A 14,520-nucleotide genomic window follows, 5' to 3' on the forward strand; every position below is an offset into this window, starting at 1 on the left:
GAGTGATCCCGCCTCCTACTCGATCTGGTGTTTTGACCAGAACGGCTGACTAACGAAGGCTAGCTGGCATCCCATTCAAAGCGGGTGGGTAGGGCAGTAAAGGCACCAAAATGCTGGCAGGTGAGAGAGCCGGCTTTAATGGCTTTTTGTAATATCAGGTTCTGTAACACCTGATCGGCCAATAGACTTTGCCAGTCTTGATAGATAAGACTTTGGCTCAGCTGATATAACCAGGCACCGACAAAGGCGTCGCCGGCGGCAGTAGTATCGACCACTTTTACCGGCGGCACCGGGATGCTCAGATTAAACTTGCTATAACTCTGCACGGCGGCGCTACCGGCGGTAACCACGATCCAGCGCTGCTTGTGCGCATTTAACGCGCTTAACCAGCTTTGCTCATCGCCAGCCCCGGCCAGATAACGCAGTTCATCGTCACTGAGTTTAATAATATCGGCCTGTTGTAGCAGCTGTTGCACCAGCTCGCGGTTGGCTTGCCCGGTTGGCCAGAGGTTATGCCGCAAATTGGCGTCGATAGAAATTAACCAGCCGTGGCGTTTGGCCTCGGCTATCAGTGCAAAACTGGTATCGGCAATGGCGCTATCGGTCAGGCTATTCGAGCATAAATGCAAAATAGCCTGCTGCTGCCAGAAATCCGCCGGCAAATGGCTGAGTCGATACAACAAATCTGCTGCCGGTGGCCGGTAGAATGAAAAGCTGCGATCGCCGTCGGCATTTAGCGCAACAAAGGCCAATGCGGTTTTTGCCTCTGCCGTGCGCGCACAGGCGCTGACATTAACGCCATAATGTTCCAGCTCGGCTTGCAGAAAATCCCCGAACATATCGGCCCCCAGCATGCCGACAAAGCGGCCATCGCCACCCAGTTTCGCTACGGCTACGGCGACATTTGCCGGTGCGCCGCCGGCGAAGCGGCGAAAAACACCGGTTTGTTGTGGATCCTGTAAGAAGTCAATTAACACTTCGCCAAAACAATAGACTGGTAGCGACATTAGGGTACCTGCAAAGATTTAACTTAAATGTTTAAGCTTAAGCTAGCCTATTCGCCAGCTATTGTAAATTGTACGCTGGCTAAAATTGCTTAAATTTTTAGCGAAGGCTTGCAATGCAGCAAAAATAAAGCAAAGATAGCGAATAAAACTTTGGTTTGGACCCTTGCTTATGCCACAGTATCTGACCCGCTTCATGACCGCTGATCCTGCACAGTTAGCGCATTTTTCTGATATCTTACTTAAACGTTATAGCTCGTCGCTAAAAACGCTGGCGAAGGGGCGCTGGCCGCTGCTGGCAGCGCGCTTACGACAGCAGTTACCGGCTTTGCTGGCACTGTATCTGCCGCTTTATGGCGCACGCTTTGACGCCTATTATCATTTGGAGCAACTACTAAAAATTCTGGCCAAAGCGATAGCGCAGCGGCCGGATTATCTGCTGGCCGAAGATGCTGCGCCGCAAGATTGGCATCAATCGGAGCAGGCGCTTGGCTCGGCCTGTTATGTCGATCTGTTTGCCGGCGATTTTCAGGGGTTAAAGCAGCGTATTCCGTATTTACAGCAAACCGGGATTAATTATCTGCATCTGATGCCGCTGTTTAAAGCGCCCGAGCCAAATAGCGATGGCGGCTATGCGGTATCAGATTACCGCGCCACCATGCCTAAGCTGGGCACTATGACTGAGCTGGCAGATCTGATGCAGTCGCTGCATCAGCATGGCATCAGGCCGGTGCTGGATTTTGTGTTTAACCATACCTCAGATGAGCACCGCTGGGCGCAAAAAGCCAAAGCGGGCGACTCTGAGTATCAGGATTATTATTTCTTTTTTGATGAAGCCGAACGCGATCGCTATGCGCCTTATTTACGGGAAATTTTTCCGGAAATCCGCCGCGGTTGTTTTACGCGGGAAGCCAATTCCGGGCGCTGGGTCTGGACCACCTTTAACAGTTTCCAGTGGGATCTGAATTACGCTAACCCGGCGGTATTTAATGCGATGGCGGAAGAAATGCTATTTTTGGCCAATCAGGGTGCTGCCGTACTGCGCCTGGATGCATTAGCCTTTGTCTGGAAAGAGGCTGGCACTAACTGCGAAAACCTGCCGTTGGCACACACCTTGATCCGCGCCTTTAATCAGGTGGCACGGCTAGCGGCACCGGCGCTGCAGTTTAAATCAGAAGCTATAGTGCATCCGGATGAGGTGGTAAAATATATCGCCCCCGAGGAGTGTCAGCTATCATACAACCCACTGCTGATGGCCCTGCTCTGGAATAGTCTGGCGACCCGTAAAACCCGCTTGCTGAGCGAGTCATTACAGCGGCGCTTTGCCATTGACCCGCATTGTAGCTGGGTTAACTATATTCGTTGCCATGATGATATCGGCTGGACCTTTGACGATAATGTCGCCTGGCAGCTGGGGATTAACCCGGAGCATCACCGGCAGTTTTTAAATCAGTTCTATACCGGGCAATTTGCCGGCAGCTTTGCCAGCGGGGTGCCGTTTCAGCAAAATCCGCAAACCGGCGATTGCCGCGTCGCTGGCATGCTGGCGTCATTAACCGGCGTTGAGCAGGCTCTGAAAACCGGTAATACGGTGCATTTACAACATGCGTTGGCCCGTATTTACCTGCTTAATAGCGTGATCCTGAGTATCGGCGGTTTGCCGCTGCTGTATATGGGCGATGAGCTGGGCCTGTTAAATGATTACAGCTATCAGCAGGATGCAGCGAAAAAAGACGACAGCCGCTGGGTGAACCGGGTGGCGGTTAACGAGCAGCAGCTTGAAAGCGCCACCGACAGGTCTAAACTGTCTGGTAAAATTTACCAGCAACTGCAGCAGCTGCTGGGCGTAAGGCGGCGCTTGCCGCTACTGGGGCAGGGCAAAACCGAAATCCTGGCCAGTGCCAATCCGCATCTGTTTAGCTATCGTCGTTATCAGGATCAGCAAAGTTTGCTGTGTGTGGTCAATTTTAGCGAACACAGTCAGACGCTGGCGATGTCAGCCAGCAGCCAGTGGCGGGATGAGTTAAGCGGTAACCTATATCAGGGCGCCCGGCTTGAGCTGCAGCCTTATCAGGTCCTGTGGCTAACGGCACTGTAAGTTGGGCACAAGGCTTATTCTTTTCTTACACCGCGCTTAAGGGCGCGGTGCTTGCCAGCCTTGTTCGGCTTTGCTGATGCATTTGGGGTTACCTTCTGCCACCAGCGACTCGGCAAAAAACCATTCTTTAAATAGCTGCCAATTGGCCGTGATCGGACTTTGGCACTGGCCATTGGCCGTCTCGGCAAAGCGCTGCTCGCTACACAGCGGTACGTCTGGCAGCTGGCCGCGGTAGGCATAGGCATAAACCGCCTGACAATGTTCAGTCAGATAGGTGTTAAATACCACCAGCCAGCCTTGCTGATAGCGCACTATACTAAAGCTGGGCAGGTTATTGGCTACTGCAGTGGCAATAATCTCCGGCGCTTCGGCCTCGGCCACTAACTGCAGCTCGCCCTGTTGTTCCCCCTCTGTCAGGCGCTGGCGGATCTGAATGCGTTCGCCGCGCCGCCAGGCGAAACCATCATAGGTGGTGTTATCTGCGGCTGCGATCAACGCATCCAGGCCCCGTTCGTTACGTTTAACTTCCTGCTGAATGCTGCGCGCGATCTGCTCGGCTTCGGTCAGGGTTTTCAATTGATCGCAACCTGTAACAAACAGGCTGGCAAGTAGCAGAACAGTAGCAAAGGGTCTGGACATCATATCTACCTGATCAGAGTAATAGCGCGGCGCTACCTTACTGCAAGGCCGGGAGCCTTGCAACTTTGGTGCTGACTTTAGCAATAAAAAAGCCCCGATCAAGCGGGGCAACAGCACGAGAGAAAATCAACAATAGCGGTTATTACGCCCTAGTCGGACATCGCCTGTAATTGAGCCTCAGCCGGATTAAACAGATGATTCCACCACATAGCGACTGCCAGCAGTAGCGCAAAGCCGGTAGCCAGATAAAAGCCGTAGCGCACATCGCCAAACCAGTCGCCGACTATACCCATCAATAGTGGCCCCAGCGCGGCCGCCAGAGCGGTAAAGGCCAGGATCAGGCCTGCCGCTGCGCCATGTTGTTTGCGTGGGAAACAGCTGATGCCTTTAGAATTCAGCGTAGGGTACATCATCGACATAAACAGGCCGGATAATGGCATCAACCACAGCGCCCAGGCTACGCCATGCCACATACTAAGGACAAAACACAGCGCGATAACACTGCTAAACCACGCCAGCAGAATGGTCCAGCTAAAGCGGGTCAGTAACCATTCCGCCAGAAAGCGGCCGATAGTCCGCAAAATAAAGAATACTGTAATGGCATGTGCTGCCAGCAAGGTCCATTGACCATCATATTGCTGTAACAGGGTAGGCAACCAGACAAAGACCGCCACCTCAGTCGCGACATAGCAGGCAATGGCCAGCGAGAAGCCAAGCGCATAAGGATTTTTCACCAGAGCCAGAGTTTGCCAGATCGACGCCTTGGGCTGTGGTGAATAAACCGGATAGTCCATGCGGTAGGCAATCAGCAGTAACACCGCACAAATAAAGCCGGCCACAAAATACAGCTGCTCCCAGGCCATATCAAACATCAGCAGGATCGCAACCAGGGCCGGGCCAACTATGGCGCCCAGGCCAAAGAAACCCTCAACCCGGTTCATCAGCCGGGTATGGCTGGCAGAATTCGGGCTGATATCGCCAATCAGTGCCAGGGCGCCGGTTTTAAATAAACCGATACTCAGGCCGCATAGCCCCAACAATAAGTTATAAAAGTAAAAACTTTGCCCCAGCGCAAAGGCAAAGCAGGCCAGGGTATAGATCAGTAAGCCAAACAGAATAATCTTCTTTCGCCCTAGCTGATCAGCCAGTTGGCCCAAGAATAGACCGGATAAGCCGATAAAAATCATCGGCACATAATGAAAGGCGGCCGCTTGCGTCAGGCTAAGGTCAAACTGCTTAACCACTTCGGGAATAATCACCCCCACGGCATCCGTGGTCATGGCGAAGACGAAGAACATCAGGCAGGTCATCCATTTAACCTGGGTATAGGTGTGCGTCGGCACGGCGGTTGCCGCTGCGCTGCTGAGCTGTTGCATAGTCTAACCCTGTCTTGGCGCTGTCGTAAGTGCAGCGTTTTATTAATCTGGCAGTCTGCGCTATGCGCAGCTGGCCTTGTGCGCAGGTGAGCGTCAGTGGCTCAGGATACTGCTTATCGGCAGATACTGACCATTTACGCTAACCCTGCTGTAATCGTTGTTACGGCTTAAAATTACACCTTAAACGTTTAAGTTGCAAGCTAAGAACCCGCTTTCTGGCGAAAAATACGACGTTTTTTTTAACAGCTGTCGCGCAGTCGTAGCTCACAAGGTAAGAGCACATTTTCAGCGGTATTACCAGCCAGCAGCATTCTGGCGGCAATACGGCCTTTTTCATCGCTGTGCTGGGCGACGGTCGTCAGTGCCGGATAGCTACGCTCGGCCTCTTCAATGCCATCAAAGCCGACAATCCGCAGATCTTGCGGGATGTTAAGACCTAGTTGCCGGGCGACACTGATGGCACCAAGCGCAATCCGATCGCTCATACAAAGCAGCAGCGTTGGGCGGGGATGTTGCGTCAGAGCCTCACGGGCGGCGATTTGCGCGTAATGATGGTTATTGATTGGAATATGCCAGATTTGCTCCGCGTTTAATTCGCGTTGCTGCTGCGTGGCGGCTGCCAGATAGCCTTCCAGCCGGCGGCGGGAAATCGCCTCATTCGCATCGTATAGCTCGTGTTGTTGTAGCCGGCAGACCCGATCGGAATCTATCAACCTAAGCCCTAGTACTGCGACCTTGCCAGGCTGTTTTTGCAGCGCATACTCAGCAATATCATAGGCATATTGATAGTTGTCGATATTAACTGAGCCGATACCACTGAGGTTACAGTCGACACAGAGTAGCGGTTTTCCGCTTTGCTTTACCCGCTCCAGTTGCTCCGGATTTTTTGGGCTGCCGTAAATAATAAAGCCATCGGGCAGGGCTTCGGCGGTGCTGTGTACCGCTTTGGCACCGGATAACAGCAACATATCCTTGCCGGCGTCCTGCAGCACCTCGGCGATGCCTTTAATCAACTGATTCGCAACCGGATCGCTGACCGAATATTCCAGCGTATCCGACAGCAGAATGGCAATCATATCGGAGCGGCCGGTACGCAGGCTGCGGGCTGTGGCATTAGGGCCGCTAAAGCCGAGCTTTTCACTTTCCTGCAGAATATGTTTGCGCAGCTCTGCCGACAGTTGATCTGGGCGGTTAAAGGCGTTAGATACAGTCGCCACCGACACCCCAAGGTGTTTGGCCAGCGCTTTAAGGGTAACTTTTGGCATCAGGTTTTCCGGGTTTAATGCGTGTTAGCAGACAGAGCTGACAGATAGAACCACTCTAACCCAGTTTATCTTAAACGTTAAGATAAATTATACTTTGGTTCTAGGAGCGAGCTTTCCGGAGTGGGGGGCGGAGCAGAGGTTCCGGTACCGGGCTTAAATCTCGCAGGTATAAAAAAGGCGACCGCAGTCGCCTTAAAGTGTAATGCCGCGGTCGCTTAGAACTGATAGCGTAAGCCAACAGAGGCAGTACGACCATTGATGGTACGGGCGGTAATAATGCCATTGGCCGGCACACTGCCTTGTTCAGCTTCCGTTAAACCGACTTTATCGAACAGGTTATTGATATTCAGTGATACTGTCAGATCCTTGGCCAGCTCGTAACTGGCAAAGGCGTTGACCTGGGTATAGGCGCCGAATTTCAAGTCGTTATTATCCTGGGCATAGGCAGCACTGGTGCCAATTAAACTGACACCAAATTGCGCCTGATCCAGCGTATAACGGGCTAACAGATTATAAATCACATCGGCCTGACGCCGTGGCGTATTGCCGACTAACTCAGGATTCAGCGCATCTTTGCTGATCTCGGCATCGGTCCAGGTAATGGAGCCGCGCAGGTCCAGATCGCCGATACGGTAGCTACTTTCCAGCTCAATACCTTTGGCCTGATAAACGCGGTCAAAGAAGCGCTGGGTAGTGGCTTCAAAGTTCTGTTCATCCGTTTCAGCAAAGAACAAGGTCGCAAATAGATTCAGGTTGCCATGGCGGCTTTTGCTACCCAGTTCATATTGTTTCACCTGGTCAATGGCATCTTCGCGGGCTACTGAGCCATCGGCGTTAACCTTACCGAACAACAGACGGTCGGCATTAGCACGGCCACCTTTACTGACGCGGCCAAACATGGCCCAATCGTTATTAAACTGATAGTTGGCGCCGACTGAATACGAGTTGTAAGCCCAACCGTAGTTCACCAGTTGCGGATTGGCCAGATCAATACCGGACACACTCTGCTCGATAATACTGATCACCCCATCGCCGTTCATATCTCGGCTACTTTGTACCGCGCCGGCATAGCTACCGCTGGCACTGCCAATATCGCGGCGTGCACTGGCTTCCAGCGACCAGTCGCCAAAGGCCCAACTGGCTGAAGCGTAAGGTGCCTTAATGCTGTAGTCAGTATCATAATTGCGCTGACAGCAGTTGCCCCAGAACGGCACGCCATAGGCGAGCTGGCCCTGTTCGGAGAAGGCGCTGCCGTTAGCGGCAAACACATTTAGCAGCTCAGCATTATCACCTTTTAACGCCATCAGATAGGAATTCCACAGCCAGGACATGCTGATGCTCTGATCAGCCAGGTAGTAGCCAAAGCTGACATCCACCTCGCCAAAACGGCGTGACAATTTCAGATCGTTAACGATGGAGCCAAAGTCATGCAGTTCGACATCAAAGGTATGAATACGCATCGCATTGCTGTTGCCGTACAAGTCGCCAGCCTGCGGACCTACTGCATAGCGCACGGTAGCGCCACTGCCGGCAATGCTATTGGCAATAGACTGGGCGCTGTCGACTTCGGCCGGAAACAGCGTTATAAAGTTGCCGCTGATTTCACTGATCCGAAAGCGGTTATCCAGGGTCCAGTTATCATCCAGGTCAAACTGCGCCTCGATACCAAAGCTATTAACCTGTGGGTTCATGCCATCGCGAACATCGCCGCGTGAGATCTGGTTGTCGCCGTTTAGCCGCACGGTCTGGGTTAAATAGGCAGATTGCAGCGTATCTTTTTTGGCATCGTAGCCGGGAACTGAACTGCCATCGGCTAACATCGGCATTGGCATATAGCTGGTTACCCGGTCATTCAGATGTTTGGCATAAAGCCGCACATAACCGCTGTCAAAGTCTTTGGTCAGGTTGGCTTTTAGCTGATAGCCGCGCTCGCCCTGATATCCCGGATCCCGCACGCCTTCACCCTGGCGGACAAAGCCACCGATATGAAAGCGCATATCGTTGTTGATATCACCGCCATATTCAAAGTCAGTACGGAACTGATCATAATTTAAGCCTGAGGTCAGGGCCACGCTTCCGCCCTGATCCTGCCCGGTTTTACTGATAAAGTTAATCACGCCACCCGGTGAGTTGCTGGCGAGGGTGCTGGCGGCCCCCCCGCGGATCACGTCCAGCCGTGCCAGAGTAGCGTCAGCGCGGACAAAAATATCGGCGTTACCAAAGGCAATATCACCAAACTGGAGCACCGGCAGACCATCTTCCTGCAGGGTTAGAAATTTGGCGCCACCGGCAGCCACCGGCAAGCCGCGCACTGCGATATTGGCATTACCCTCGCCACCACTGGCTTCACTGCGCACACCCGGTAGCATGCGGAACACTTCAGCAGTAGAGCGGGGCGCGGACGCATCGATATCTTCAAAGGTCAGGGTACTGACCGAGACGCTGGATTGCATTACGGTTTGATTGCGCGATACCGCACCCGTTACCAGAATACGCTCAAAGCCGAGGCCACTGGGAGCAGCGTCTACGGCCGCGTCAGTTTGCTCTGCAGCCGTTGGTTCAGGCGCAGTTTCCTGCGCAATAAGTTGTTGAGAAGTTAAAGCGAGAGTAATGGCCAGCGCCAGGCTGGATAACGCAGGTTGCTGTTGCATCTTGGGTGTCTCCCTTGTCGATCTGGAATAGTATTTTTTATAAGCTGAAACGTTTAAGTTTGTTGCCGTTAAAAAAATGCCAGCAGGCATTTTAAGTAGGGCGACCGACCAGTGCAGCGTGATAACAACTAGATGACACGATAAAGCTGCTGGCTGGTTCAGGTACAACTCTTATTTTTTGGGTAAAACTTTATCAGTTAAAATTGTCTTAAACGTTTTACCTCTAAATTTTGTGGGCGTCAAGACTGTTTAATAACTACACAATAATTTTTTTATCACCAACTAGGGCGTGTTGACGTTTGCTGCTTAGATTTTGTTCGCGCTGGCGGCGCTTTGATCGCGAAACGAGGAGCGCAGTTTAGTTATTCTAAATAAGTGACGAGTGACAAAGAGCAAAGCGTCGCAAGTGCGAACCCTTCGGGCAGCGTTTGGCTGGCGTTTCTACTGCGTTATCGCTTGTTCATGTAGAATAACTACACATCACAAGCTCCGCCTTGTTTAAATACCAGCCAAACGGCTGCAAAAACAAGCAGCAAACGTCAGTACGCCCTAGCAGCAGGGTAAACTACAACAAGCCCTGGTATTGGAGTAACAAGTGAATTATCTGGCGCATGCGGCGCTGGCGCAGCCACAGCCGCAATCTTTAGTGGGCAATTTATTAGGCGACTTCTGCAAAGGTGTTGCCATCGATACGCTACCGCGGCCAATTCAGGCCGGTTTAGCCAATCACCGGGCGGTGGATCGTTTTACCGATAGTCATCCGCTGGTACGCGAGGCACGTGCCTGTTTTAGTGCCGAACGCCGACGGTTTGCGCCAGTGGCATTGGATGTGCTGTTCGATCATTTCTTAATCAGGCATTGGCAGCAGTTTTACGCTACGCCTTATCTGCAAGCTAAGTCAGAGCTCTACCTGCAATTGGCGAAAGCGGAGCCTCTGATGCCGGAGGCGATGGCGGTGGTGATGCGCAAGGTACGCCAGCAAGACTGGCTGGCGGCCTATCAGCAGTTAGATGGTGTAGCAATGGCGCTGGATCGCATCGCGCAGCGCATTCGTTTTGCTAACCGTTTTAGCGGTGCCGGGCAGGATATTGAACGCCATTACCCCAGGCTGGAACAGGTTTTTTTAAGCTTTTATCCCGAATTGCAGGCGCATGTCGCCGCGCTGGGATTGGAGCGGCCTGCTCAAATCCGAAGCTGGTAAATTCCAGAAACAGTATTAGCCTGCGGCCAGCCGGCCTTTCCAGTAGCTGCGCCAGAATTCGACCTGGGCTTCACTTTCCAGCTTTTCATGCTGTATCGACAGCGCGGCTTTATCCGCTGCTTTCTGATAGATATTGATATTTAGCCGTGAACCATCGGCCAGGCCACAGCGCCAGTAGCGCCATTTTTCAGTTTGGCTGATATCAGGGCCGCGGCTAAGTGGAATATCGGCAAAGGCCTGTTCTCCGGCAACAAGTTGTTGCCAGAAGGCAAGGGCGTCGTCCATGCTGCCACTGAGTGTTTTATTAACCGAAACACTAAAACTGCCACTGCAATCCTGACCTACCACCCGCCGGCCAAGGTGTTGCTCAAACTGCACTGCCAGCATCTGGCACCACCAGGGGCTAACACCCTGTTTGACTAGCAGAAGCGCAATCTCTTTATGGCTAAGTTGCTCAGCCTGCCGCGCAGTAAGCAACGCCAGCCAATGTGCCCAGCTCTGACCACTCCCTTGCTCAATTGCCGTTTCGGACATCGAAATTGGCATAAGGTGCTCCCTATTGTTCTGTAGGTCCAGATTGGACCTTGGCTTTTTGATAGGCTTCGCTAAAGGCTGCTGCCAGGATCCCCGTTGGCATAGCGACAATACCAATACCAATCAGGGCCGTGATACCTGCGCAAATTTTTCCCAGCGGCGATAGCGGTGTGACATCACCATAGCCAACCGTGGTCAGAGTGGCAATTGACCACCACATGGCCCGTGGAATACTGCCAAAATCTTCCGGATTACTACTACCCTCAACCAGATAAAGCAGGATAGAGGTGGTTAATAACAGCGACATGGCAATAATAAAACTGATACCCAGTTCCATTTTGCGTTTTCTTACCGCCTGAATTAGCAAATTTAATGAGGCATTAAAGCGGGTCAATCTGGAAAGGTGAACTATTCGGAACACCCTGAGTAGCCGGATCACCAGCAGCGGCAGTTCTTCTGATAACGGCATAACAGCACCAGCAAATCCAGTAGCGTCCAACCGCTGCGTAAAAAACGCCAGCGGCTTTGTCCCAAATGCGCCTGAGTATAGGGGGCGATATAGATCCGGAGCGCCAGCTCGGCACTGAATAGCAGCAAGAAAGCCAGATTAGCCCACCAAAACAGTTGTGGCCAGTTGGTGGCTAATACAGGCTCGGTCTCGATAATGGCAAGCAGGGTAGAAAGCAGGATCGCCAGACAAATCACTTTGTTAAAAGTTGACAGGCCCTGCGTAGGACACGCCTGGGGATCAATTTGCTGCACTAGAAGTTGCCGCATAAGGCTTAAAGGCTGAATAGATGAATGATCAACAGCTTAGCAGTTGGTATCTGGGCGCTCAAGCGAAGATTCAGATAGGGTTCAGTCGAGGTTCAGCATACTACGATTTTTTCGGATAGCAGGCGGTGATGATGAAAAACGCACAATACTCCTGGTTGGCCTTGCCACTTCTTTGCAGTGCAGCGTTGGTCGAGGCGGCGAATGGCTGGCATGGCCCGGAGCCATTCCGGCTGGAGCGCTTTGACGGGCGTCAGTTTGATTACAATCTGGAGAGTTTTTTACAGCGTTTGAGCTTTACCGAACAACCGATTAGCAGTGGTGTGCCGCTATGGCAGCAAAATGGTTGGTATGGCACTGGCGGCAGCAGCCGGGGTAAAGAGTTTTATGTGCATTCCTTATTGCAGCAAAAAGTGCGCTTTGATGCGCCGCTCTTTGCCGGCTTCCGACATAAGCGCTCGGAGGATCTTGACGGTTGGTATGACCGGGCTTTATTCGGAGTAGGCTATCAGGCCCGCACCAACTGGGACCTGGGCGTTTGGGGCGATGTCAGTGGCGCGAAAGAAGAAATGGATCTGCAATTTGAGGCGAACCGCTATTTTGATGATGGCAGCTATCTGACGGCGGCGGTGGTGCTGACCGATGTGTTTTATAACAGTAAAACCTACAGCGACAATCGTTACGAGCGCAATCCGCTCACGCTCTATTTGGCGGGAGCTAAGCAATTCGTCGATCAGCAGCTGTCGGCCTTTATCAATATCAACTTACCGACCGAGTTTAACGATGCCACCCTCGGTCAATTGCTACAGGATGAACAATACTCCGCCGGCATCAGTTGGCAGCGCAGTTTCCAAGGCGAGCGCCAGCTTAGCGTGCAAGGCCAGGGACTGTATGGCAAACGCCGCGCCGACAGCCCGCTTGCTGATAGCGATGCCGACTGGCAACTCACCCGGCGCTTTGCACAGCTGAATCTGGAGTGGCAGCAACCCTGGCAGCAACGACCAACAGCATTAGGCTTACAACTTAACCGCTTAACTGAGTACGATAGCCGCTTTGCCGATGCGACACAAAGTGCTGAATCCCGGCGTGAAGCCTTTGCTTATCTGAGACAAGATCGCAGCCTTAACGATAACTGGCGCTGGCGGCCTACGCTTTATGTTGGCTATGGTACAGTCCGAGGTGAGCTAAGAACAAATAGCGATGAACCGTTAGAAGATAATGGCTGGTTAGCAAAATTCAGTCCTAACCTGATTTGGCAGCTTAGCCAAAGCAGCGGTGCTTATCTGCTGATTAACCCTACGGTTAAATTACATAATCTGCAATTTGGTGGCGGCAATATTCAGGTATTTGTGCCATTTTAATGCTAACACCGACCGGACTGGCACGTTTTTTCAGCAACTGACGGCACAAGGCTTTACAAAATAGCCAAAGCCGTTAGGCTGCCACTATTTCCGGCTCGAACAAGCATTACAGCGAGGCACTATGCAACCCTTTATCTATCATATCGGCACTCAGGGACAACCCTGGGGCGAGGCAGAAAAACAACAATGGCTCGCCGAGCAACGCATCAAGCGCAGCTATCAGAGCGATGTGTTAAGTCAGCTTAGTGCCCTGGAGTCGCAGTTTGAGGTGATCCAATACGGTGAGCTGGATTATCAGGCGCAGGGCTTTAGCCGTTACCCGCTGTTTTTATTAAAAAGCCGCAACTGGCAGGCCGATAAACCGCTGGCGCTGGTCACCGGCGGTGTGCACGGTTATGAAACCAGTGGAGTGCATGGTGCGCTGCGCTTTGCCAAAACCCATGCTGCGGCCTATGTTGCCGACTTTAACCTGTTGATTGCACCCTGTATCAGCCCCTGGGGCTATGAAACGATCAATCGCTGGAACCCATTGGCGGTCGATCCAAACCGTTCCTTTATTGCCAATAGCCCGGCCGCCGAAGCCGGTTTGTTGCGCGATTATCTGCTGGCGTTGGGGACCACGCCTTTGGTGCATATTGATCTGCATGAAACCACGGATTCAGATAACAGTGAATTTCGTCCGGCCAAAGCAGCACGCGATGGCACGGTAAATACTAACTGGAATATTCCGGATGGCTTTTATCTGGTTGGTGATAGTGAAAATCCACAGCCGGATTTTCAAAAAGCCATGATTGATGAAGTGGTAAAAGTGACGCATATCGCCCCTGCTGATGAGCAAGGCTGGTTGATTGGCGAGCCGCTGGCGCAGTTTGGCGTCGTCAATTACCCGAAAAAATCCCTGGGGCTTTGTGGCGGCATGACCGCTGCGCGCTTTGTTACCACCACCGAAGTTTATCCGGACAGCCCCAGTGCCACGCCCGAGCAGTGTATTCTGGCGCAGGTAGCGGCGGTAGTGGGTGGCTTAAACTTTGTTCGGACGCAGCTGTCAGCGAAGTCGGCATAGTCGGAACAGTCGGCATAGTAAGCAACATGAGTATTCAGATCCGCTTAATCAGCGCTGCCGATCTGGCGGCGGTGGTGGCGCTGCAGGATAGCTGTTATAGCGATAATCTGTATGAGCCACCAGAATTACTGGTAAAGCGTCTGGCCGCAGCGCCGGACAGTTGCTGGCTGGCAGAAAACCCAGCCGGTGAGCTGTTAGCTTATTTGTTTTGCTACCCCTCTTTAGCTGGCAAGGTAGTGCCACTGGGCAGTCCGTTTCAGGTTGCCAGCAAGCCGGAGCTATTGTATTTACACGATATGGCGGTGAGCGCTAAGGCCAGGGGTTTAGGCCTGGCCAGCAGTTTGCTACAGCAGGCCGAATACTTTGCCAGAGAGCAGGGATTGACCCGGTTAGCGCTGGTAGCAGTACAGGGCTCGGTAAGCTACTGGCAGCGACAGGGTTTTCTCGTACAAGATACACTCTGCCCTGATGCTGAGGCGGCACTACAGAGTTATGCCGGGGAACAGGCGCGGTATATGTTCAAAGATGGTGCTTGACAGTAACTTGTTGCAAAA

General features: G+C 52.4%; 13 protein-coding genes. 5 read left to right on the plus strand and 8 right to left on the minus strand.

The window, feature by feature from the left end:
• Window positions 1-59: 59 nt before the first annotated feature.
• Complete coding sequence (locus A9165_RS05365; RefSeq protein WP_065955175.1) at window positions 60-1,007, minus strand: carbohydrate kinase; 948 nt, start codon at window positions 1,005-1,007, stop codon at window positions 60-62.
• 169 nt (window positions 1,008-1,176) lie between these two features.
• Between A9165_RS05365 and A9165_RS05370 the strand changes: the two genes are divergently transcribed.
• Window positions 1,177-3,102 carry an amylosucrase gene (locus A9165_RS05370; RefSeq protein WP_065955176.1) on the plus strand — a complete coding sequence of 642 codons (1,926 nt, stop codon included), beginning with the start codon at window positions 1,177-1,179 and terminating at the stop codon, window positions 3,100-3,102.
• Window positions 3,103-3,138: 36 nt separating this feature from the next.
• Here A9165_RS05370 and A9165_RS05375 read toward each other — a convergent pair whose 3' ends face one another.
• The 4 genes from A9165_RS05375 to A9165_RS05390 form a co-directional block, all read right to left on the minus strand.
• Window positions 3,139-3,741, minus strand: a complete 603-nt coding sequence (locus A9165_RS05375; RefSeq protein ID WP_065955177.1) for a hypothetical protein — start codon at window positions 3,739-3,741, stop codon at window positions 3,139-3,141.
• 149 nt (window positions 3,742-3,890) lie between these two features.
• Window positions 3,891-5,117, minus strand: coding sequence for a sugar MFS transporter (locus A9165_RS05380; RefSeq protein WP_065955178.1), 1,227 nt, complete (start codon window positions 5,115-5,117; stop codon window positions 3,891-3,893).
• A 239-nt stretch (window positions 5,118-5,356) separates the two neighbouring features.
• Entirely contained in the window at window positions 5,357-6,382 is a 1,026-nt protein-coding gene (locus A9165_RS05385; protein WP_065955179.1) for a LacI family DNA-binding transcriptional regulator, read from the minus strand.
• A 215-nt stretch (window positions 6,383-6,597) separates the two neighbouring features.
• Window positions 6,598-9,033, minus strand: coding sequence for a TonB-dependent receptor domain-containing protein (locus A9165_RS05390; RefSeq protein WP_065955180.1), 2,436 nt, complete (start codon window positions 9,031-9,033; stop codon window positions 6,598-6,600).
• Window positions 9,034-9,628: 595 nt separating this feature from the next.
• Here A9165_RS05390 and A9165_RS05395 point away from each other — a divergent pair.
• Window positions 9,629-10,234, plus strand: a complete 606-nt coding sequence (locus A9165_RS05395; protein ID WP_065955181.1) for an ACP phosphodiesterase — start codon at window positions 9,629-9,631, stop codon at window positions 10,232-10,234.
• A gap of 15 nt (window positions 10,235-10,249) precedes the next feature.
• On the opposite strand, the gene A9165_RS05400 is transcribed toward A9165_RS05395, so the two are convergent.
• From A9165_RS05400 to A9165_RS17075, 3 genes are read right to left on the minus strand one after another with little or no spacing between them, the layout of a single operon-like run.
• Window positions 10,250-10,780: a hypothetical protein gene (locus A9165_RS05400; protein ID WP_065955182.1), complete on the minus strand. Its 531-nt coding sequence runs from the start codon at window positions 10,778-10,780 to the stop codon at window positions 10,250-10,252.
• Between the two features lie 10 nt (window positions 10,781-10,790).
• On the minus strand, window positions 10,791-11,237 hold the full coding sequence (locus A9165_RS17070; protein WP_255365646.1) for a potassium channel family protein: 447 nt from the start codon (window positions 11,235-11,237) through the stop codon (window positions 10,791-10,793).
• Window positions 11,204-11,545 (minus strand): ion transporter, encoded by a 342-nt coding sequence (locus A9165_RS17075; RefSeq protein WP_255365647.1) that lies wholly within the window; start codon window positions 11,543-11,545, stop codon window positions 11,204-11,206. The genes A9165_RS17070 and A9165_RS17075 overlap by 34 nt, the downstream gene beginning before the upstream one ends.
• Before the next feature lie 131 nt (window positions 11,546-11,676).
• On the opposite strand from A9165_RS17075, the gene A9165_RS05410 reads away from it, so the two are divergent.
• From A9165_RS05410 to A9165_RS05420, 3 genes are all read left to right on the plus strand, one after another.
• A complete protein-coding gene (locus A9165_RS05410; protein ID WP_255365648.1) occupies window positions 11,677-12,903 on the plus strand; it encodes a hypothetical protein in 1,227 nt (408 codons plus the stop codon).
• A gap of 121 nt (window positions 12,904-13,024) precedes the next feature.
• Window positions 13,025-13,966: a M14 family metallocarboxypeptidase gene (locus A9165_RS05415; protein WP_065955184.1), complete on the plus strand. Its 942-nt coding sequence runs from the start codon at window positions 13,025-13,027 to the stop codon at window positions 13,964-13,966.
• Window positions 13,967-13,992: 26 nt separating this feature from the next.
• On the plus strand, window positions 13,993-14,502 hold the full coding sequence (locus A9165_RS05420) for a GNAT family N-acetyltransferase (protein WP_065955185.1): 510 nt from the start codon (window positions 13,993-13,995) through the stop codon (window positions 14,500-14,502).
• Window positions 14,503-14,520 lie beyond the last annotated feature (18 nt).

The sequence above is a fragment of the Alishewanella sp. HH-ZS genome (assembly GCF_001704375.1).
GTDB classification, from domain to species: Bacteria; Pseudomonadota; Gammaproteobacteria; order Enterobacterales; family Alteromonadaceae; genus Alishewanella; species Alishewanella aestuarii.